A 20,188-nucleotide genomic window follows, 5' to 3' on the forward strand; every position below is an offset into this window, starting at 1 on the left:
TACCAGTTGACATGTTGACAACTATTTGCCAAAACCGCCCTCAGCTTTGCTCGGAGGAGGATGGGAGATGGCTATCAGCTATGGATATACGCGTTGGTTCGGCGCGGTTGCGATTGCCGCGGCAGCGCTGGCGGCAACCAATGCCGCTGCAGAAGACCTGACGCTATGGACGCTGAATTTTGACAATGGCGGCGCCAACACCGCCCTCAAGAAGGTGGCGAGCGACTTCGAAGCCGCCAATCCCGGTACCCATATCCAGATCGTCCAGCGTGGCGTCGATGAACACAAGACCGCCCTTCGCGTGGCCGCCGGTTCCAGCAAGGGTCCGGATATCTATTTCAGCTGGGCCGGTCTCGGTCTTGGTGGTGAATATGTGAAGGCCGGCCTGTCGCTGCCGCTCGACAAATATTACACCCAGTACAAATGGAACGACGAGCTGCTCCCGTCGGCCGCCGCCTTTGCCGATCTCTATCCGGGCGGCAAGCATGGCGTTCCCTTCACCTTCAAGGGTGAGGCGATCTACTACAACAAGAAGCTTTTCCAGAAGGCTGGCATCACCGACGCACCGAAGACCTACGAAGAGCTGCTCGCAGACGCCGAGAAGCTCAAGGCCGCCGGCATTCCGGCTTTCACCTTCGGCGGTTCGGTCAACTGGCATGTCATGCGTCTGATGGACGTGCTGCTCGAAACCAAATGCGGCGCCGAAAAGCACGACGCGCTTATGGCCATGAAGACCGATTGGACGAAGGAGCCCTGCGCCACCGACGCCTTCACCGAATTCGCCAAATGGACCAGTGACTACACGCTGAAACCCTTCATGGGCATCAGCAACCAGCAGTCCTACACGCTGTTCGTCGCCGGCCGCGCAGCGATGATGCTGGAAGGCGACTGGCTCGTCAGCCAGCTGAGCGGCAGCGGCGTCAACCTCGACGATTACGGTGTCGTGCCGTTCCCGACGAACACCAACCGGCTCTATGGCTTTGCTGAGTACAACTACGTCAGCACCAAGAGCAAAAATCCGGACCTCGCCGCCAAGTTCCTTGATTATTTCCTGTCGACCAAGGTCCAGCAGGATCTTGTCGGGCAGATCAGCTCGATCTCGGTCAATAAGAACGTCCAATATGCCAACCAGAAGCCGCTGGAGTCAAAGTGGCTGGATATCTTCAAGACCTACGGCAAGGTCTACATGAACGGTGACCAGGCGTTCCCGCTTGACGTCACCACCGAATATTTCCGGGTGATCAACGATGTCGCGGCCGGCAATATCAAGCCGGCTGATGCTGCCAAACAGCTGCAGACCTTCATCTCGGGCCGCACCTGATCCTCCGAGGGAGGCCGCCAACCGGATCAAAGATCATGGTCGACGGCTTCCCTCGCTTCGGTGCCCATGCGCCAGCCGCCGCCGGGAGCTATCAGAATGTCACTCCGCAACAGAACCCATGATCCCCGCGTCCAGGCATTGATCCTGCTCGCCCCGGCCATGCTGATCTACGCGATCTTCGCTCTCTATCCGATGCTGAACGTGGTCGTGCTGAGCTTCCAGAAATGGAACGGCCTCGATCCCCAACGACCCTTCGTCGGTTTGGCGAACTATCAGTATATTTTCGCGCAAGACCCCGTTTTCTGGGTCGCTTTCCGGAACACTGTCATCTGGACGATCATGTGCGTGGTCTTCCCGCCGATCGTCGGGCTGCTGCTGGCGCTCAGCCTCAACCAGAAGATTTTCGCGCGCAACACTTTTCGCGCCATCTTCTACCTTCCCGTCATCATCGCGCCGATTGCGGTCGCGACCATGTGGAAGTGGATGTACGACCCCTTCTTCGGCCTCTTCACCGAGATCCTGACCTCGATGGGGCTGCAGAGCTGGATCCAGGACTGGCTCGGAGACAAGAGCGTCGCGCTCTACTCCGTCTTTGTCGCCTATCTCTGGCAATCGGTCGGCTTCTCCATGGTGCTGTTTCTCGCCGGTCTGCAAAATGTTTCGCAGACGCTGGTGGAGGCCGCGCGTATCGATGGCGCCGGGCGATGGAACATCTTCAGATATGTCACGCTGCCGGCACTTCGCACGACGATGACCATCGTGCTGGTGCTGTCGGTCATCTCCTCGCTCAAGGCTTTCGACATCGTCTATGGCCTGACCGGCGGCGGACCGGCGCAATCCACGCAGATGCTGGCGCTCTGGGCCTTTACCCAGGCGATGCAGATCTTCGATTTCGGCCGCGGCGCTGCGATCTCCGTCGTCCTGCTCCTCATCACCATCGTCGTCGTCATTCCCTATCTGCGCTGGACGCAAAAGCATGAGGAGGCCGCGCAATGACGGCAACATCTGTGTCCGGCGACTTCGAAACCATTGCTGTGGCAAAGCGCAAGCGTGACCCCATTCTGATCGCCTTGTGGATCGCGCTGCTTGTCGTCGCGCTGATCTGGCTTGCCCCCTTCATCTTCATCGTCTTCACCTCGCTGAAAACGCAGGCTGATGTGACGACGACAGGCGCCTTCATGCCTCCGCTCAATCCTGCTTTCGGGAACTATGAGAGCGCCTGGGGCCGCGGCAATTTCGCCAGTGCCTTCCTCAACAGCGCCATCATCACCGTCATCAAGGTGCCGCTCGGGCTGATCCTGTCGGCGATGGCGGCCTACGCTCTTGCCAAGATCCGCCTGCGGTTCGGCAAGGCGCTGCTGCTTCTTGTCGTCTTCGGCACGATGATCCCCTTTCAGGTGATGCTGGCGCCGCTGTTCACGCTGGTCAATTCACTCGGCCTGATCGACACCTATCCGGGCGTCATCCTGCCCTACATCGCCTTCGGTGTACCTTATCAGGTCTTCATTCTGCATGGCTTCTTCCGGGGCATTCCGAAGGAATTGTCCGAGGCGGCGTTGATCGATGGCGCCAGTCATTTCACCATATTCCGCCGGATATTTTTGCCGGTCTGCCTGCCAGTGCTTGCAGCACTACTGATCCTCGATTTCGTCTCCACATGGAATGAATTCGCGATGGCGCTGGTGCTGCTGCAGGATCAGCACATGTGGACACTGCCGCTCGGGCTTATGTCCTTCCAGGGCCAGTTTTCCAATGATTACGGGCAGTTGAACGCCGCCATCGTCATGACCGTGCTGCCGGCTACCATCGTTTATCTGATCTTCCAGCGCTACTTCGTCTCCGGCCTTACCTCCGGCGCCGTCAAGGGCTGAACAGTCAAACTATTCATAGATCTTCCGAGGAGAATACCATGTCCAATGCGTCCGTCGAAAAATGGGGTGTCTTCGAAGCGGCTTTCAACGGCCCTTCGGGCGGCAATCCCTATCTCGATGTGGCATTCGATGCCGTTTTCAGCCAGCACAGCCGCGAGGTCCGCGTACCCGGCTTCTATGACGGCGACGGCACCTATCGCGTTCGCTTCATGCCCGACAACGAGGGGGAATGGTCGTTCCGCACGCGCTCGAAAACCACAGAGCTTGATGGCAAGACCGGCTCTTTCGTCGCCATCAAGCCTTCGGTGGGCAATCACGGCCCGGTGCATGTGCGCAACAAGTTCCACTTCGCCTATGCCGACGGCAAACCTTTCCTCTCCTTCGGCACCACCTGCTATGCCTGGACGCACCAGCCGCTGGAGATGCAGGCGCAGACGCTCGAGACCTTGAAGCAGGCACGCTTCAACAAGATCCGCATGGGTGTGTTCCCCAAGGATTATCCCTACAACGTCAATGAACCCCTATACCCTTGCTTCGAGAAGGGCGCAGACGGCAAAGAGGATTTCGACAGGCCCAATCCCGTCCTCTTCCGCCATTTCGAGCAGCAGGTCGCAGCCCTCTGCGAGTTAGGCATCGAAGCCGACCTCATCATGTTCCACCCCTATGATCGCTGGGGCTATGCCGACATGTCGGCCGAGCAGGACTTCCGCTATGTCGCCTATCTTGCGGCGCGCCTTGCGGCCTATCGCAACGTCTGGTGGGCGCTTGCCAACGAGTATGACTTCCTTCTCGACACCAAGCCCATGTCGCAATGGGACCGTTACTTCCACATTCTCGAAGAAAACGACCCTTACGGTCACCTGAAATCCATCCATAACGGCGAAGCGACAATGAATTTCGATCATCGCAAGCCGTGGGTGACGCATACCTGCATCCAGAACTGGGATGTGAAGCGGACCCAGGAATGGCGCGACGCTTACGGTAAGCCCGTCGTCAACGACGAGCCGGAATATGAAGGCAACATCATCCAGTCCTGGGGCAATCTGACCGCGCAGGAACTGGTGCATCGCTTCTGGATCACCACGACGCGTGGCGGCTATGCAGGCCATGGCGAAACCTATTCGCATCCGGACGATCTGATCTGGTGGGCCAAGGGCGGCGAGCTTCGCGGCGAAGCGTGGAAGCGCATCGGCTTTCTGCGCGATTTGCTTGAGCAGGATGTCGTCAACGGACTCGAACCGATGGCAGGAGCTGGCGAATGGCCCTGGACGCGCGTCTCCGGCGCTCGCGACGGTGATGTCAGCTACATCTATCTCGGCGAACACCAGCCGGTCGTCTGGTCGACGGGCCTGCCCAAGGACGGCACGGATTACGAGGTCGACATCATCGACACATGGGAAATGACGATCACCCAGGCCAAGAAGGTGGAGGCGCCGATCCCTCACCCGACGCGCCATGGCGCAATCGTCCGAGGCGGCAAGGCGGATGCGGCCTTCGGCGTCGAATTGCCGGGGAAGCCGTACCAGGCGCTGCGCATTCGCAAGAAGCACTGATTTAGAGGAAAAATTTCATGTCCGGATTGACCATCAAGAACGTCAGGAAGTCTTACGGCGCGATCAACATCATCCATGGCGTCGATGTCGAAATCTCGGACGGCGAATTCGTAATCCTCGTCGGCCCATCGGGCTGCGGCAAGTCAACCCTGCTGCGCATGATCGCGGGACTGGAAGACATTACCGGCGGCGAAATCTCGATCGGCGAGCGGGTCGTCAATGACCTGCCGCCGAAGGATCGCGACATCGCGATGGTGTTTCAGAACTACGCGCTCTACCCGCAAATGACTGTGGCGGAAAATATGGGCTTTGCGCTGCAGCTTGCAGGAGCCAAGCGTGCCGAGATCGACCGCAAGGTCGGCGAGGCCGCCAACATTCTCGGGCTGCAGCCATTGCTCAGCCGCAAGCCCGCCCAGCTCTCAGGCGGCCAGCGCCAACGCGTCGCCATGGGCCGCGCCATCGTTCGCGATCCGAAGGTCTTCCTCTTCGATGAGCCGCTCTCCAATCTCGATGCGAAGCTGCGCGTGAAAATGCGCGCCGAGATCAAGGCCCTGCATCAGCGCCTGAAGACGACCATTGTCTATGTCACGCATGACCAGATCGAAGCCATGACCATGGCGGACAAGATTGTCGTGCTGCAAGGCGGGAAAGTTGAGCAGGTCGGCTCTCCGCTCGAACTCTACGACCGCCCGAAGAATGTGTTCGTCGCGGGCTTTCTCGGCTCGCCGGCGATGAATTTCCTCGAAGGTAGGATCACAGGCGATGCCACGCCGACGCTCACCCTGCCCTCAGGAACGCGCATCGCTCTCTCCAACGCCCCTGCCCAGGCTGCAGATCGGGATGTCATCGTTGGCATTCGCCCCGAAGATATCGCTTTTGCTCAGGATGCTGGCGTCGCCGCTACCGTGACGGTCGTCGAGCCAACCGGCTCCGAAACGCATGTTGCGCTTGATCTGGAAGGTAAGGAACTCACCTGGGTGATGAGAGAACGCGCCGAGCTCACACCGGGCCAGACCGTCCGCATTTCCTTGTCATCGCCCAACCTTCATTTCTTCGACAAGGCCAGTCAGCTGCGGCTGTAAATCACCCGAAGCGCCGCGCTCGGATCATTGCGGGCTGCGTTTGCGCGCGTCGCTCATGACCGAGAAGACCCGTTTGATAAACGCATCGCCATCGAACTGGCGCGCGGCGCCCTCGGCGACATGTTCGGGTCGATCGAAGATGAAGGCTTCGAGGTTCACGACCGGCAGCTTCAATCTTGTGCGCACCTGGCCGATCATCGCCGTATGTGTGATCACCACCTGGCAGCCGTTCGGTTCGATCCATTCCTGAATGCCGGTCGCCGGCATCGATGTCACCGTCAAACCCTGCTCTGACAGGACGGAACCGATGCGAGAAGCAACCTGCTGATTATCCAGACAGATCAGGACATCGGTTTGCAAAGGGGACGGCGAATTGTCTGAATGCATCAAGCTGCCTCTCGTTCAAGCTGAGGCAAATATACCGATTCGCATGTGAAACGGTGTTATGAGTTGTTACATTTTGTTGCAGCTTCATGACGGCCCGGCTGGCGACGCCTAAGCGCGTATGACTAAAAGAATACGCCGCAACATAACAACACACACGCGATCCCCGAATCCTGATTTCCTCAATTCATCGAGATGGAAATATAAGGGCCGGCATTGCGAGAACATTACGATGGGCGATCAGGCCGTGCCATGATCGCAGGTGGCGCATTCAGATGCGTGCGGCGCTGTTTTGCCAGGCGCACCCATCTCTGGGCCGGCGCCATCATCTGCAATGCCGCCTTCAGCCTTATCGGCGCTGGCCCGCGCCAGTTCATACTCTTCAACATGCTGATATTGCTGACACTTTCGGCGAAGCCTTTTCACGACATGACCCGCGCCGAAAGCTCTTCATCCCGCGATGATTCATCGCCCACCACAGCCCGCTGGAAGCCACTGATCTTATATGTGATGGACTTGCTCGTCGCATGCTACGCGCTGACTGTCTTCATCGACAATCTGGCCACGGCACCAACCTTGGTCGACACCCTGCGCTGACCACCATGCTCAAGACGTCACAACAAGGAGCAATAACGCAGCGCATCGTAGATGGCGGCGTGGATGTTGCGGCTCGCAATCGCATCACCGATACGGATCAGATCGAAGTTGCCGGCCGCATTTCTTTCCGGCAATGGTGCGCGGCGCGCAATCAAGGCCGGATAGTCGACAGCCCCGAGATTGCGCGACAGCGGCTTCAGCTCGAGATAAAGCTCCTCATTGGCCACGGTGCCATGCTCCACCACCACCTGGGAAACCCGTCGCTCCCATTGCGTCTTTTCGGAGAAATCGGAGCCGAGAACCGCCACCAGCGTATTGCCGTCACGGCGCACCGACTTCAGCCGGGTGTTGATGGTGACGCGCACATTCTTCTCGGCAAAGGCCTTCGCATAGGGCACATGGTTCATGCCGCCCATTTCAGGCGCGAAGAAACGTTCCGGCGAGACAAGCTCCAGTTCGGCGCCGCCATTGGCGATGACTTCGGCCGCCGACATGCCCGGATGGCCGCCATTGTCGTCATAGAGCAGCACCTGCCCCTCGGACTTCACGGCGCCAGCGAGAATATCCCATGAGGAGGTGACAAGAGCATCGCCGCTATCCAGTTCGGGCGACTGCGCAATGCCGCCCGTCGCCACGACGACGAGATCGGGCTCGAAGGCCATGACCTCATCCGCTCCGGCATAGACATCATAATGGATCGTGACGCCGAGGCGTTCCAACTCAGATAATCGCCAATCGATGATGCCGATCATTTCCTTGCGGCGGGGATTGCGGGTCAGCAGATTGACTTGGCCGCCGGCTTTGCCGCTTGCCTCAAGCACGTCGACTGTGTGACCTCGCTCGGCAAGGACACGAGCCGCCTCCAGACCTGCGGGCCCCGCGCCGATGACGACGACCTTTCGCGACACTGCTGCCCGCTCGATCTCATGCGGCATCTCGGCCTCGCGGCTGGTCGCCGCATTGTGAATACAGAGCGCCTCGCCGCCCTCGTAGATCCTGTCAAGACAGTAGGTGGCGCCGACGCAAGGACGGATATGTGCCTCCTGCCCGGACATGATCTTTTTGACGATATGCGGGTCGGCAATATGGGCACGCGTCATGCCGACCATGTCGAGCTTGCCTTCCGCGATCGCGTGGCGGGCGGTGGCGACATCGCTGATACGGGCGGCATGGAAAACCGGGAACTTGGTCGCCGCCCTCACCTCGCCGGCAAAATCCAGATGCGGTGCGGATGCCATGCCCTGGATCGGAATGACATTGTTGAGCGCCGCGTCACTTTCGATATGGCCGCGAATGATGTTGAGAAAATCGATATTGCCCGAGGCGACCAGCCGCCGCGCGATCTCGACACCCTCCTCCCGCGAAAGCCCCTTCTCCCAATCCTCATCGGCCACGAGCCGGATGCCAACGATGAAATCCAGCCCGACCGCCTTGCGGATCGCCTCCGTCATCATCATCGAAAAGCGCATGCGGTTGTCGAGCGAACCGCCGAACTCGTCTTCGCGCCTGTTCGTCGCCGGCGACCAGAAGCCGTCAGTCAGATGGCCGTAGGCTTCTATTTCGATGCCATCGAGGCCGGCATCCTGCATGCGTTGGGCTGCAGAAGCGAAGTCCGCGATGATGCGCTCGATATCCCATTCCTCGGCCGCTTTTGGAAAGGCGCGGTGCGCCGGCTCGCGGATCGGGGACGGCGCCAGTACCGGCAGCCAGTCTCCTTTGTTCCAGCCCGTGCGGCGGCCAAGATGGGTCAACTGGATCATGACGGCGGCACCATACTCATGACAGTCGTCGGTCAGCTTCTTCAGCCACGGAACGATCTCGTCGCGATAGGCATGGAGGTTGCCGAAGGAAGGAGGCGAATCCGGCGAGACGACCGCCGAGCCCGCCGTCATCGTCAGCGCGATTCCACCCTTTGCCTTCTCGCGATGATAGAGCCTGTATCGATCCGTCGGCATGCCGTCTTCTGAATAGGCCGGCTCATGTGCCGTCGACATGATGCGGTTCTTCAGCGTGAGGTGCTTGAGTTTATAGGGCTGGAGCAAGGGGTCGTTGGAGGTCATGTCGCTCTCATCGCTTCTGTGAAATCGAGGCTCAAGCCGCTATCTTTGCCGAGACCAGGGCCGATGGCCATAGCCTATTATGCAGGCACACGGGCACGGCGCCCATGCCGGAGATCGACGGCCGTATGCCAGACGATCGTCGCGAAGATGATCGCCCCACCGATGAACGTGGCCACAGGCGGCGTCTCCGAAAAGAACAGCCAGACCCAGAACGGGGTCAGCACGATCTCCATCGAACTAATCAAGGCCGCGTCGGCAGCCGGCATTCGCCTGGAGCCGAAGAGGAAAAGGACGAAGGCGAGCGCGAAATTCGTCGCCCCGAAGGCAGCCAGCAGCAGCCAGTCGTTGACATCAACCGAGCTTGTCGAGGCGAAGGGCACGAAGATCACGAATGTCAGCAGCCCACTGACAACGCTCGACGGCAGGATCGGAATGCTGCGGTCCATGCGCGGGATGACGATAATGAGAGCGAAGGTGACAGTCATGCCAAGCGCCAGCAGATCGCCGATGCCTGTGCCGCCACCGATCGACGACGCTACGATAACAGAGACGCCGATGAGGCAGATGCCGCCGGCAATCAGCGTTCGCTTCGCCACCCGCTCCTTCAGCATGGACCAGCTGAGAAACGCGGCGATGAATGGCGCCGTCGCATAGATCATGGTCACATTGGCGACCGTGGTCATATAAAGCGCGCCGATGAAGCAGGCCTGACTGATCATCTGGCAGGCGAGCATCGCCAGGCCGGCCGGATGGAAGATCGAGGCCCATTGCCGCCTGGAAAACCCACCTTCGAGGAAAAAGCTGGGAATGAGCAGAAACAGGCCACCGAACAGTGACCGCCAGGCGATCGTCGTCCAGATATCCGCGGTCAGAAGGCGTGCGTAGATGCCGCTGCAGCTCCACGCAAGCATTGCTGTAGCCACGAGTACAACGCCCCTCTCATAATCGCTGGCAAAAGCGGAGCGGGCCGGAAACTGGAATGTCATGTAATGGACTCAGTGAGGAAACCGAAGGAACGGCTCCTGTTTGCGCCGATATTTGACATCAGGCAAACGAATAGTAGAGATAGTAGCTATCAGAAATATTTGTGACCTGCGATGCACGATCCCATCGAAAGCGATTTGCTCCGGACCTTCCTCGTCATCAGCGAGACGTCGAATTTTTCCATAGCCGCGCAGCGCATCGGCCGCACGCAGTCAGCCGTCAGCGCCCAGATCAAGCGTCTGGAGGAAACGATCGGCGAGACGCTGTTTGACAGGAATGCACGCGGAGCGGTCCTGACCCGGGCGGGCAACCAGCTGCTTCCCTACGCGCAGAGGGTCATCGAGCTTCTGAACGAAGCGGCCGCGACCATCCGTACCAAGCCACTCGACGGACCGGTGCGGATCGGAATTCCGGAAGAGTACAGCCAGACCATACTGCCTGCTGCGCTGGCCGCTTTCGCCATCCGGCATCCGGCCGTCGAAGTCACAGTTTCCTGCGACTACACTGCGCACAATCTCGCCGCCCTGGAGAAGGATGAGCTCGACCTTGCTGTCGTCTTCGATTGGAGCAACCAGAACAAAGGCGAAGTCCTTTGTATCGATCCCACGGTCTGGGTAACAGCCATGGTCCACCGGCTGCACGACGCCGTGCCTTTACCCATTGCGACCTATCGGAATTCGACATGGGCGCGGGATTTCGCTCTGCGCTCCCTTGAGCAGCAAGGCCGCTCCTATCGCATCGCTTTCATCGCCGATACCAGTTCCGGCCTGAAGAACGCGGTTTCTGCCGGGCTCGCGGTGACGACCCTATCACGCAGCAATATTCCGCATGGCTGCCGGGAGCTGACGAGCGAGGACGGTTTTCCGCCCGTCGATTCCTCGCGCGTCGTACTACGCCGCAATCCCTATCATTCGAGCGAGGCAATTCAGGAACTCGCCGAGAGGGTGCGGGAAGCCTTCCAGCCTATGTCGGTTCTGCCGCAGCCGTAGCGCGGCCGCGCAGCCTGCGACGGGTACCGGACGGGCTTTCGGAAAAGCTCGCCCGGTAGCTGCGGGAAAAGGCAGAGGCCGAGTTGAATCCGGTTGCCGCCGCGATCTCGGCAAAGGAATCCTTCGTCTCGATCACCTTGCGGCGGGCGGCATTCAGCCTTAGCGCCAGATAATGCACATGCGGCGGCGCCCCGATGCTATCCTGGAAAAGCGCCTGCAGATGACGGGCGCTGAGGCCGAGGCGGCGAGCCAGACGCGTGAGCACCAGCGGCTGTTCGATATGGTCTTCCATGAGGCGGATGGCCTGGGCAACGCGCGGGTCCCGCATGCGCAGGCCGGCCGTCGAAGGCGATAACTCCGCCGCACTCTGGGTATTGGCCGGTTCATAGATGAAGAGACGGCTGACCTCGAGCGCCAGCGAATAGCCTTGCCGCCGACGGATGATTTCGAGCATCAGATCGACCGTCGGCAGAGAACCGGCCGTGGTAATGCGTTTGCCATCGATCACGAAGCGGTCCTTGACGGCCTTCACCTGCGGATAGGCAAGCGCAAAATCGTCGAAATCCTCCCAATGGACGGCGGCTGAGACATTGTCGAGAAGACTCGCCTCGGCCAGCAGCCAGCTGCCGGACTCAATGCCGGCGATCATCGAGCGATGACGCGCGGTTTGCGATAAGTGCATCTTTAGGGCTTGCGTGGCGCTGCGCCGCCAGTTGTAGCTGGCGAGAACGAAGAGCGGTGCTGTCTCCGACATCGGTCTGAAGTTGCCGGATGCAGGCACCGGGATGAGGCTCGTCGTCTCCACAGGCGAACCATCCAGCGTAAATAGCCGCCAGCGATAGAGTTCCGCCCCGGAAATGCGGTTGGCCCCGCGCAGCGGCTCGATCACCGACGCGATCAGGATCAGGTTCGTTTCCGGCAGGACCAGCAGATCGATATCAAGGGGTGCGTTGGAAGGGTTCAGCATCGGCATCGTCTCGAATTTCCGATAATGTATCGATTGCTTCCGATAATGCAAAGCATGAAGATGCCGCATGCCTCGTAATGTCCTCAATACGAGGGAGAACAAAATGCCTCTTGCGATGAACCGCGATGTCTTCATCACCTGTGCCGTGACCGGTGCCGGTGATACGGTTTCGAAATCCAGCCATGTTCCGATTACTCCCAAGCAGATCGCGGATTCGGCGATCGACGCCGCCAAGGCTGGGGCGGCAATCGTTCACTGCCATGTCCGCGATCCGGAAACCGGGGCTGCCAGCCGCCGCAACGATCTCTACAGGGAAGTCACCGACCGCATACGCTCGGCTGACGTCGATGTGGTGCTGAACCTCACGGCCGGCATGGGCGGTGACCTGATTTTCGGCGATGTCGAACGCCCATTGCCCCTGAACGACAAGGGCACGGACATGGCAGGCGCCTCCGAGCGCGTGAGCCACGTCGCCGAATGCCTGCCGGAGATCTGCACGCTCGATTGCGGCACGATGAATTTCAGCCTCGGCGATTATGTCATGACCAACACGCCCTCGATGCTGAGGGCCATGGCGAAGAAGATGACCGATCTCGGCGTGCGTCCTGAGATCGAGGCTTTCGACACTGGTCATCTCTGGTTCGCCAAGCAGCTTGCCGAGGAGGGTCTCATTGAGGATCCGGTTCTCATCCAGCTCTGCATGGGCATCCCCTGGGGGGCGCCCGACGACCTGAACACCTTTATGGCGATGGTCAATAATGTTCCCAAAAGCTGGACCTTCTCGGCCTTTTCCATCGGCCGCAACGCCATGGCCTATCCGGCTGCCGCGATCCTGGCCGGCGGCAATGTCCGCGTCGGGCTCGAAGACAATCTCTATGCCGGAAAGGGTACGCTCGCGACCAATGCGCAGCTCGTCGAAAAGGCCGTGCAGGTGGTCGAGGGCATGGGCGCACGCATCATCGGCCCCGAAGATGTCCGCAAGAAACTGAAATTGACGAAGCGCTGAGGCACCGATGACCAAGATCAACAAGGCGGCCTGTATCGGCGGCGGCGTCATCGGCGGCGGATGGATTGCCCGTTTCCTGCTGGCCGGCATAGATGTCGATGTCTACGACCCGCATCCGGAGGCGACCCGCATCGTCGGTGAAGTGCTTGCCAATGCCGAAAAAGCCTATGCGATGTTGACCGGCGCACCTCTGCCGCCGCGTGGCAAGCTGGTATTCAAGGACACGCTGGAGGCAGCCATCGACGGTGCCGACTGGATCCAGGAAAGCGTGCCCGAGCGGCTCGATCTCAAGCGCAACGTACTGACGCAAATCGATGCCGCCGCAAAGCCCGATGCGCTGATCGGCTCGTCGACGTCGGGCCTTCTGCCGACCGATCTGCAGCGCGACATGCGCCATCCCGAGCGCCTCTTCGTCGCCCATCCCTATAATCCGGTCTATCTGCTGCCGCTCGTCGAGATCGTCGGCGGCGAAAAGACCAGTGCTGCGACGATCCAGGCCGCCATGGACAGGCTGCCGCCGATCGGCATGAAAGGCGTGCATATCGCCAAGGAGATCGAGGCTTTCGTCGGCGATCGCCTGCTGGAAGCGCTCTGGCGCGAGGCGCTGTGGCTGATCAAGGACGACATCTGCACCGTCGAGACGCTTGACGACGTCATCCGCTATTCATTCGGCCTTCGCTGGGCGCAGATGGGCCTGTTCCAGACCTATCGCATCGCTGGCGGCGAAGCGGGTATGCGTCATTTCCTGGCACAATTTGGTCCTGCGCTTCAATGGAACTGGACCAAACTGATGGATGTCGTCGATCTCGACGATGCCCTCGTCGAGAAGATCGGCCAGCAGTCGGATGAGCAGGCCGATGGCCTGTCGATCCGCGAACTCGAGCGCATTCGCGACGAAAACCTCGTTCGGATTCTGCAGAGCCTGAAAGGCAGCCATGGCGGCAAGGGCTGGGGCGCCGGCAAGCTACTTAAGGATTTCGAGCATCATCTTTGGGCCGTTGGAGGCGGAGAGAAGCAGGAGCTTGATGTCGCAAAGCCGCTGCGCCTGATCGACACCAAGGTCAGCCCGGCATGGGTCGACTATAACGGCCACATGACCGAGCATCGCTATCTACAGGTGTTTGGCGATACGTCGGACGCGCTTCTGCGCTTGATCGGTGTCGATCTCGATTACGTCGCGGGCGGCCACAGCTACTATACGGTGGAGACCCATATCCGCCACATCGGCGAAGCGAAGCTCGGTCAGGCCATCCATTCGACCTGCCAGATTCTCACGTCGGACGAAAAGCGGCTGCATGTGTTCCATACACTGCACGATGGCGCGAGTGGCGACCTGATCGCCACCGCCGAGCACATGCTGCTGCATGTCGATGCCAAGGCGGGCAAGGCCATGGCCGCACCGGAGGAGGTGCTGGCCAAACTAAGGCCGATCGCCGCGGCGCATGCCGCCTTGCCAATGCCGGAGGGAGCCGGCCGTCATGTGGGACAAAAACGCTAGGAGGAAGCGATCGTGAATTTCGGACTCAGCGAAGAACAGGAAATGATCGTCAAGACGGTCCGGGACTTCGTGGAGACGGAGATCTATCCGCACGAAAACGCGGTCGAGCGCACTGGTATCGTGCCTCCGGATCTTGGGCAAGATATCAAGCGCAAATGCATCGAACTCGGCTTCTATGCCTGCGGTTTTCCCGAGGAAATCGGAGGCGCCGGCCTCGATCATCTGACCTTCACGCTGGTCGAGCGTGAGCTCGGCCGGGGCTCGATGGCGCTGACGGTCTTCTTCGGCCGCCCCTCCGGTATCTTGATGGCCTGCGAAGGCGAACAGCGTGAGCGTTATCTGCTGCCAGCCGTGCGTGGTGAACGCGTCGACGCGCTCGCCATTACCGAGCCGGACGCAGGCTCCGACATGCGCGGCATGAAATGCGCCGCAAGGCAGGATGGCGATGATTTCGTGCTCAACGGCACGAAGCATTTCATCTCTCATGCCGATGTCGCCGATTTCGTCATCGTCTTTGCGGCGACCGGCGAGGAAGAGACCGCGAAAGGCGTCAAGAAGAAGATCACCGCCTTCCTGGTCGATCGCGGCACACCGGGCTTCGAAATTCTGCAGGGCTACGATTCACTCTCGCATCGCGGCTATCACAACTGCATCCTGAACTTCACCGATTGCCGATTGCCGAAGTCGCAGGTGCTCGGCGCAGTGCATCGCGGCTTCGATCTCGCCAATCAATGGCTCTATGGAACCCGCCTGACGGTGGCCGCCACCTGCGTCGGACGAGCGCGCCGCGTTTTCGATCTTGCCCTGCCCTATGCCGCCGAGCGCAAGCAATTCGGCAAGCCGATCGGCGCCAATCAGGGCGTGTCGTTCAAGCTTGCCGACATGATCACCGAGATCGATGCGGCTGACCTGCTGACATTATCGGCTGCCTGGAAGCTGGATGCCGACATCCCGGCCAATCGCGAGATCGCATCCGCCAAGCTCTACGCCTCGGAAATGCTTGCCCGCGTCACCGACGAGGCAATCCAGATTTTCGGCGGCATGGGATTGATGGACGACCTGCCGCTCGCCCGCTTCTGGCGCGATGCCCGCGTCGAGCGCATCTGGGACGGCACCTCGGAAATCCAGCGGCATATCATAAGCCGTGACCTGCTTCGGCCATTCGGAGCATGACGACATGACGCAACGCCCGCTCGACCGCCTCATCAGACCCAGAACGATCGCCGTCTTCGGCGGCCGCGAGGCGCGACGGGTCATCGAGCAATGCGATCTCATGGGGTTTGCCGGTGAGATCTGGCCCGTGCATCCGACGCAGGAAAGTGTGCTCGGCCGCCGATGCTATCGCTCGGTGGCAGAGCTGCCGGATGCGCCGGACGCCGCCTTCGTTGGCGTCAACAGAACGCTCACCGTGCAGATCGTTCGCGAGCTGTCCGCCAAAGGCGCCGGTGGCGCTGTCTGCTATGCCTCCGGGTTCAGCGAGGCGGTTTCGGAGCTGGCGGACGGCGCCGAGCTGCAGCAGGCTCTCGTCGAAGCCGCCGGCGATATGCCCATCGTCGGCCCCAACTGCTACGGCATGATCAACGGCCTTGATGGCGCCCTGCTCTGGCCCGATCAGCACGGTATAGTGCGCACCGAGCGCGGCGTCGCGATCCTCACCCAATCCTCCAACATCGCCATCAATCTCAGCATGCAAAGACGCGGCCTGCCCATCAGCTATCTGATGACGGCAGGCAATCAGGCGCAGATTGGCCTGTCGGATCTCGCGCGGGCAGTTCTCGAAGATCCTCGCGTGACGGCGGTCGGCCTGCATATCGAGGGATTTGGCGATATAAGATCGCTAGAGGCTCTGGCCGCCCGCGCTCGCGAGCTGAAAAAGCCGGTGATCGCGCTGAAGGTCGGCAAGTCCGAACAGGCCCAACACGCGGCAATCTCGCATACGGCATCGCTTGCCGGCAGCGACGCTGTGGCAGAGGCCGTTCTCCACCGCCTCGGTATCGGCCGCGTCACGACGCTGCCGGAGCTGATCGAGACGCTGAAACTGCTGCATGTCGCAGGCCCGCTTGAGAGTAATGCCATTTCCTCGATGAGCTGTTCTGGCGGCGAGGCCTCGCTGATGGCCGATGCGGCGGTCGGTCTGAATATCGAGTTCCGCGCCCTCAAGGCCGAACAGCTGACTGCGCTCCGCGCCAGCCTCGGCCAGATGGTGACGCTTTCCAATCCGCTCGACTACCACACCTTCGTTTGGGGCGATCTGACCCGACAGACGGAGGCTTTCAGCGCGATGTTCGCAGGCGGTTATGCCCTCAATCTGCTGGTGCTCGATTTTCCGCGCGAAGATCGATGCGACGGCGCTGACTGGATGATCACTGTTGCGGCCGTTGCCGCAGCGGCGAAGCAAACTGGTGCCCGCGCCGGCATTCTGGCGACATTGCCTGAAAACATGCCGGAGGCAATCGCGCAGCAATTGATCGAAACCGGCATCGTGCCGCTCTGCGGCATCAGCGAGGCACTGGCGGCGGCTGATATCGCCAGCAGGATCGCCGACGCCTGGAAGCGGCCGCAACCATTGCCGCTCCTCAATACCCCGAGCGACGCGGGCGAAATGGAGACCCTGAGCGAGGCTGCGGCCAAGGCCGAGCTTGCGGCTGTTGGACTTATAGTTCCGCATGGAAAAACCGCCGCTACGGCGAGCGAGGCGGCCGACTGCGCGGAGCAACTCGGTTTCCCTGTCGCCCTCAAGGCGCTCGGCGTCGAACACAAGTCCGAGGTGGGCGCCGTCAAGCTCAACCTATGGGATAGAAATGCCATTATAGATGCCGCCGAAGGCATGGCTCGTGTCGCGCATGGATTTCTCGTCGAACGCATGATCGAGCGCCCACTCGCGGAGCTGATCGTCGGAGCGGTTCGTGATCCCGTCGTCGGCCTGACACTCACGGTCGGCGCAGGCGGGATCCTCGTGGAATTGCTCGAAGATTCCATCGTTTTGCCGCTTCCCGTGACGAAAGCCGAGGTGTTGGACCGGATTTCCCGGCTGAAGGTCCGGAAATTGATCGAAGGCTATCGCGGCGGTGCGGGCACCAATATCGAAATGGTTGCCGACGCCGTCGTATCAGCGGCAGAATATGTCGTAAAGAATGCCGCACGGCTTGAAGAACTGGACATTAATCCATTGATGGTTCTACCAGAATCTCGTGGCGTCGTAGCCGCGGATGCTCTCATCCGGCGAAGGAGCTAGCAGAAGTTGCAAGACCCCATTCGCACCCGAAGTGAGAACGGTATTCTTGAAGTGGTTATCGACCGGCCGAAGGCGAATGCCATCGATCTGGCGACCAGCCGCAAGATGGGGCTGATTTTTCGCGACTTCCGCGACAATCCGGATCTGCGCGTCGCCATTATCACCGGCACCGGCGAAAAATTCTTTTCCGCCGGCTGGGATCTGAAGGCAGCCGCCGCCGGCGACGCGGTTGACGGCGATTACGGCGTTGGCGGCTTCGGCGGCCTGCAGGAGCTGCGCGACCTCAACAAGCCGGTTATCTGCGCCGTCAACGGCATCTGTTGCGGCGGTGGACTGGAGATCGCGCTTTCCGCCGATCTCATCATCGCTGCCCCGCATGCAACTTTCGCGCTGCCCGAGATCCGTTCGGGTACGGTTGCCGATGCGGCCTCGATCAAATTGCCGAAGCGCATCCCCTATCATATCGCCATGGACATGCTTTTGACCGGCCGCTGGCTCAATGTCGAAGAGGCCCATCGCTGGGGTTTCGTCAACGAGATCGTCATGGCCGACAAGCTGATAGACAGGGCATGGGAACTTGCACGGCTGCTCGCAAGCGGGCCACCGCTCGTCTATGCGGCCATCAAGGAAATCGTTCGCGAAGCTGAGGGAACGACGTTTCAGACTGCCATGAACAAGATCACCAAACGGCAGTTTGCGACCGTCGACATCCTCTATTCGAGCGAGGATCAATTGGAAGGCGCACGGGCTTTCGCCGAAAAGCGGCCCCCAGTCTGGAAAGGAAAATAACAGCGGCAGCAACCGCTACATCTTCCCGCATGATCGCGGGCAAATCGGCTTCACACGGAAGAGGAAACCGTCTCGTGAGGCACGATGCCCGGGAATTCTGTCAACATGGCAAGAAGAAGGAACAGGGGAATGAACGACTATACGAAATATCTGGCAAGCCGCGTCACCGCGGGCGGGCTCAGCCGCCGCGAATTCATGGGACGCGCCATGGCAGCTGGCGTCACTTTGACGCTCGCCGACAAACTCTTTACCGAAAGTGCAATGGCAGCCGAACCGAAGCGCGGCGGCCATCTGAAGCTCGGCCTCGAAGGCGGTGCGGCAACCGATTCCAAGGACCCGGCGAAATTTCTGTCTCAGGTCATGTTCTGCATCGGCCGCTGCTGGGGTGACATGCTGGTGGAATCCCACCCGCTGACCGGCGCCGCCGTCCCGTCGCTCGCCGAATCCTGGGAACCGTCGAAGGATGCCGCCACCTGGACCTTCAAGATCCGCAAGGGCGTGAAATTCCACAACGGCAAGGATCTGACGATCGACGACGTCGTCGCCACGCTCAAGCGCCACACCGATGCGAAATCGGAATCCGGGGCGCTCGGCGTCGTGAAGTCGATCAAGGAGATCAAGGCCGACGGCGACAACCTCGTGTTGACGCTGACGGAGGGCAACGCCGACATGCCGTTGCTTCTGACCGACTACCACCTCGTCATTCAACCGAATGGCGGCTATGACGACCCCCTGGCCTCGATCGGCACGGGCCCCTACAAGATGGTCAGCTTCGAGCCCGGCGTGCGCGCCACGCTTGAGCGCAACAAGGACGACTGGCGCACGGATCGCGGCTTTGTCGACAGCGTCGAAATCATCACGATGAACGATGCGACGGCGCGTATCGCCGCTCTCTCGTCCGGCCAGGTCCACTACATCAACCGCGTCGACCCGAAGACCGTGGATCTTCTGAAGCGCGCACCGACCGTCGACATCCTGTCCACGGCAGGCCGCGGCCATTACGTCTTCATCATGCATTGCAACACGGCGCCGTTCGACAACAACGATCTGCGCATGGCGTTGAAATATGCCATGGACCGCGAAACCATGGTCAAGAAGATCCTTGGCGGTTATGGCAAGGTCGGCAACGACTTCCCGATCAACAGCACCTATGCTCTCTTCCCCGAGGGGATCGAGCAGCGCGCCTATGATCCGGACAAGGCCGCCTTCCATTACAAGAAATCCGGTCACAGCGGTTCGGTGCTGCTACGCACCTCCGAAGTCGCCTTCCCCGGCGCCGTCGACGCGGCTGTCCTCTATCAGGAAAGCTGCAAAAAGGCTGGGATCAACATCGAGGTCAAGCGCGAGCCGGGCGATGGCTACTGGACCAACGTCTGGAACGTGCAGCCCTTCTCCACCTCCTACTGGGGCGGCCGTCCCACGCAGGACCAGATGTACTCCACCGCCTATCTGTCGACGGCCGATTGGAACGACACGCGCTTCAAGCGCCCCGACTTCGACAAGCTCCTGCTTCAGGCCCGCTCCGAACTGGACGAGGCCAAGCGCAAGGAGCTTTACCGCGCCATGGCAATGATGGTGCGCGACGAAGGCGGCGTTATCCTGCCGATGTTCAACGATTTCGTGAACGCCTCCACCAAGAAGGTGAAGGGCTACGTCCACGATATCGGCAACGACATGTCGAACGGCTACGTGGCGACTCGCGTCTGGCTTGACGCATAATGCCGGAAGCCGGGCGGCAACGCCCTCATCTCTGACGAAGCCGGGACCGCGGAGACTCTTCGCGGTCCTCCCGACGTTTAGAGCAACTCCAGGAAAAGTGCGCAGCGGTTTTCCGTCCGGAATTGCGTAAAGC

17 protein-coding genes are annotated in these 20,188 nt (G+C 60.4%); 13 read left to right on the forward strand and 4 right to left on the reverse strand.

The annotated features are described in order from the left end of the window. Positions 1-67: 67 nt before the first annotated feature. The 5 genes from A6U86_RS15430 to A6U86_RS15450 all read left to right on the forward strand — a co-directional run bounded on the left by A6U86_RS15430 (position 68) and on the right by A6U86_RS15450 (position 5,827). Positions 68-1,321 carry an ABC transporter substrate-binding protein gene (locus A6U86_RS15430; RefSeq protein WP_068392712.1) on the forward strand — a complete coding sequence of 418 codons (1,254 nt, stop codon included), beginning with the start codon at positions 68-70 and terminating at the stop codon, positions 1,319-1,321. Positions 1,322-1,417: 96 nt separating this feature from the next. Next, positions 1,418-2,317 (forward strand): carbohydrate ABC transporter permease, encoded by a 900-nt coding sequence (locus A6U86_RS15435; RefSeq protein WP_068392714.1) that lies wholly within the window; start codon positions 1,418-1,420, stop codon positions 2,315-2,317. Beyond that, entirely contained in the window at positions 2,314-3,192 is an 879-nt protein-coding gene (locus tag A6U86_RS15440; protein WP_068392716.1) for a carbohydrate ABC transporter permease, read from the forward strand. Before A6U86_RS15435 ends, A6U86_RS15440 begins: the two co-directional genes overlap by 4 nt. A gap of 38 nt (positions 3,193-3,230) precedes the next feature. After that, positions 3,231-4,745 (forward strand): DUF5060 domain-containing protein, encoded by a 1,515-nt coding sequence (locus A6U86_RS15445; protein ID WP_068392720.1) that lies wholly within the window; start codon positions 3,231-3,233, stop codon positions 4,743-4,745. Positions 4,746-4,762: 17 nt separating this feature from the next. Next, positions 4,763-5,827 carry an ABC transporter ATP-binding protein gene (locus A6U86_RS15450; protein WP_068392721.1) on the forward strand — a complete coding sequence of 355 codons (1,065 nt, stop codon included), beginning with the start codon at positions 4,763-4,765 and terminating at the stop codon, positions 5,825-5,827. 24 nt (positions 5,828-5,851) lie between these two features. Here A6U86_RS15450 and A6U86_RS15455 read toward each other — a convergent pair whose 3' ends face one another. Next, entirely contained in the window at positions 5,852-6,094 is a 243-nt protein-coding gene (locus A6U86_RS15455; RefSeq protein ID WP_244509943.1) for a hypothetical protein, read from the reverse strand. A gap of 369 nt (positions 6,095-6,463) precedes the next feature. Between A6U86_RS15455 and A6U86_RS15460 the strand changes: the two genes are divergently transcribed. Beyond that, positions 6,464-6,808 (forward strand): hypothetical protein, encoded by a 345-nt coding sequence (locus A6U86_RS15460; protein WP_068392723.1) that lies wholly within the window; start codon positions 6,464-6,466, stop codon positions 6,806-6,808. A 17-nt stretch (positions 6,809-6,825) separates the two neighbouring features. On the opposite strand, the gene A6U86_RS15465 is transcribed toward A6U86_RS15460, so the two are convergent. Together A6U86_RS15465 and A6U86_RS15470 are read right to left on the reverse strand one after the other, a co-directional pair. After that, complete coding sequence (locus tag A6U86_RS15465) at positions 6,826-8,868, reverse strand: NADH:flavin oxidoreductase (RefSeq protein WP_068392725.1); 2,043 nt, start codon at positions 8,866-8,868, stop codon at positions 6,826-6,828. Between the two features lie 77 nt (positions 8,869-8,945). Then, a complete protein-coding gene (locus A6U86_RS15470) occupies positions 8,946-9,854 on the reverse strand; it encodes a DMT family transporter (protein WP_068392726.1) in 909 nt (302 codons plus the stop codon). 111 nt (positions 9,855-9,965) lie between these two features. On the opposite strand from A6U86_RS15470, the gene A6U86_RS15475 reads away from it, so the two are divergent. Then, positions 9,966-10,841, forward strand: a complete 876-nt coding sequence (locus A6U86_RS15475) for a LysR substrate-binding domain-containing protein (protein ID WP_068392728.1) — start codon at positions 9,966-9,968, stop codon at positions 10,839-10,841. Here the strand turns inward: A6U86_RS15475 and A6U86_RS15480 are convergent. Continuing rightward, the gene (locus A6U86_RS15480) at positions 10,816-11,808 is read right to left on the reverse strand and encodes a GlxA family transcriptional regulator (protein ID WP_068393974.1); all 993 of its coding nucleotides are present in this window, start codon (positions 11,806-11,808) and stop codon (positions 10,816-10,818) included. The genes A6U86_RS15475 and A6U86_RS15480 overlap by 26 nt on opposite strands. 103 nt (positions 11,809-11,911) lie before the next feature. Between A6U86_RS15480 and A6U86_RS15485 the strand changes: the two genes are divergently transcribed. The 6 genes from A6U86_RS15485 (at position 11,912) to A6U86_RS15510 (ending at position 20,055) form a co-directional block, all read left to right on the forward strand. Continuing rightward, a complete protein-coding gene (locus tag A6U86_RS15485; protein WP_068392731.1) occupies positions 11,912-12,814 on the forward strand; it encodes a 3-keto-5-aminohexanoate cleavage protein in 903 nt (300 codons plus the stop codon). A 7-nt stretch (positions 12,815-12,821) separates the two neighbouring features. Further along, positions 12,822-14,312: a carnitine 3-dehydrogenase gene (locus A6U86_RS15490; protein WP_068392733.1), complete on the forward strand. Its 1,491-nt coding sequence runs from the start codon at positions 12,822-12,824 to the stop codon at positions 14,310-14,312. A gap of 12 nt (positions 14,313-14,324) precedes the next feature. Further along, the gene (locus A6U86_RS15495; protein WP_068392735.1) at positions 14,325-15,485 is read left to right on the forward strand and encodes an acyl-CoA dehydrogenase family protein; all 1,161 of its coding nucleotides are present in this window, start codon (positions 14,325-14,327) and stop codon (positions 15,483-15,485) included. Between the two features lie 4 nt (positions 15,486-15,489). Further along, complete coding sequence (locus tag A6U86_RS15500) at positions 15,490-17,547, forward strand: acetate--CoA ligase family protein (RefSeq protein WP_068393976.1); 2,058 nt, start codon at positions 15,490-15,492, stop codon at positions 17,545-17,547. Between the two features lie 6 nt (positions 17,548-17,553). Beyond that, a complete protein-coding gene (locus A6U86_RS15505; protein WP_068392736.1) occupies positions 17,554-18,336 on the forward strand; it encodes a carnitinyl-CoA dehydratase in 783 nt (260 codons plus the stop codon). Between the two features lie 129 nt (positions 18,337-18,465). Then, positions 18,466-20,055 (forward strand): ABC transporter substrate-binding protein, encoded by a 1,590-nt coding sequence (locus A6U86_RS15510; RefSeq protein WP_068392737.1) that lies wholly within the window; start codon positions 18,466-18,468, stop codon positions 20,053-20,055. Positions 20,056-20,188: the final 133 nt, after the last annotated feature.

It is taken from the genome of Rhizobium sp. AC27/96 (assembly GCF_001692325.1).
Lineage (GTDB): Bacteria > Pseudomonadota > Alphaproteobacteria > Rhizobiales > Rhizobiaceae > Rhizobium.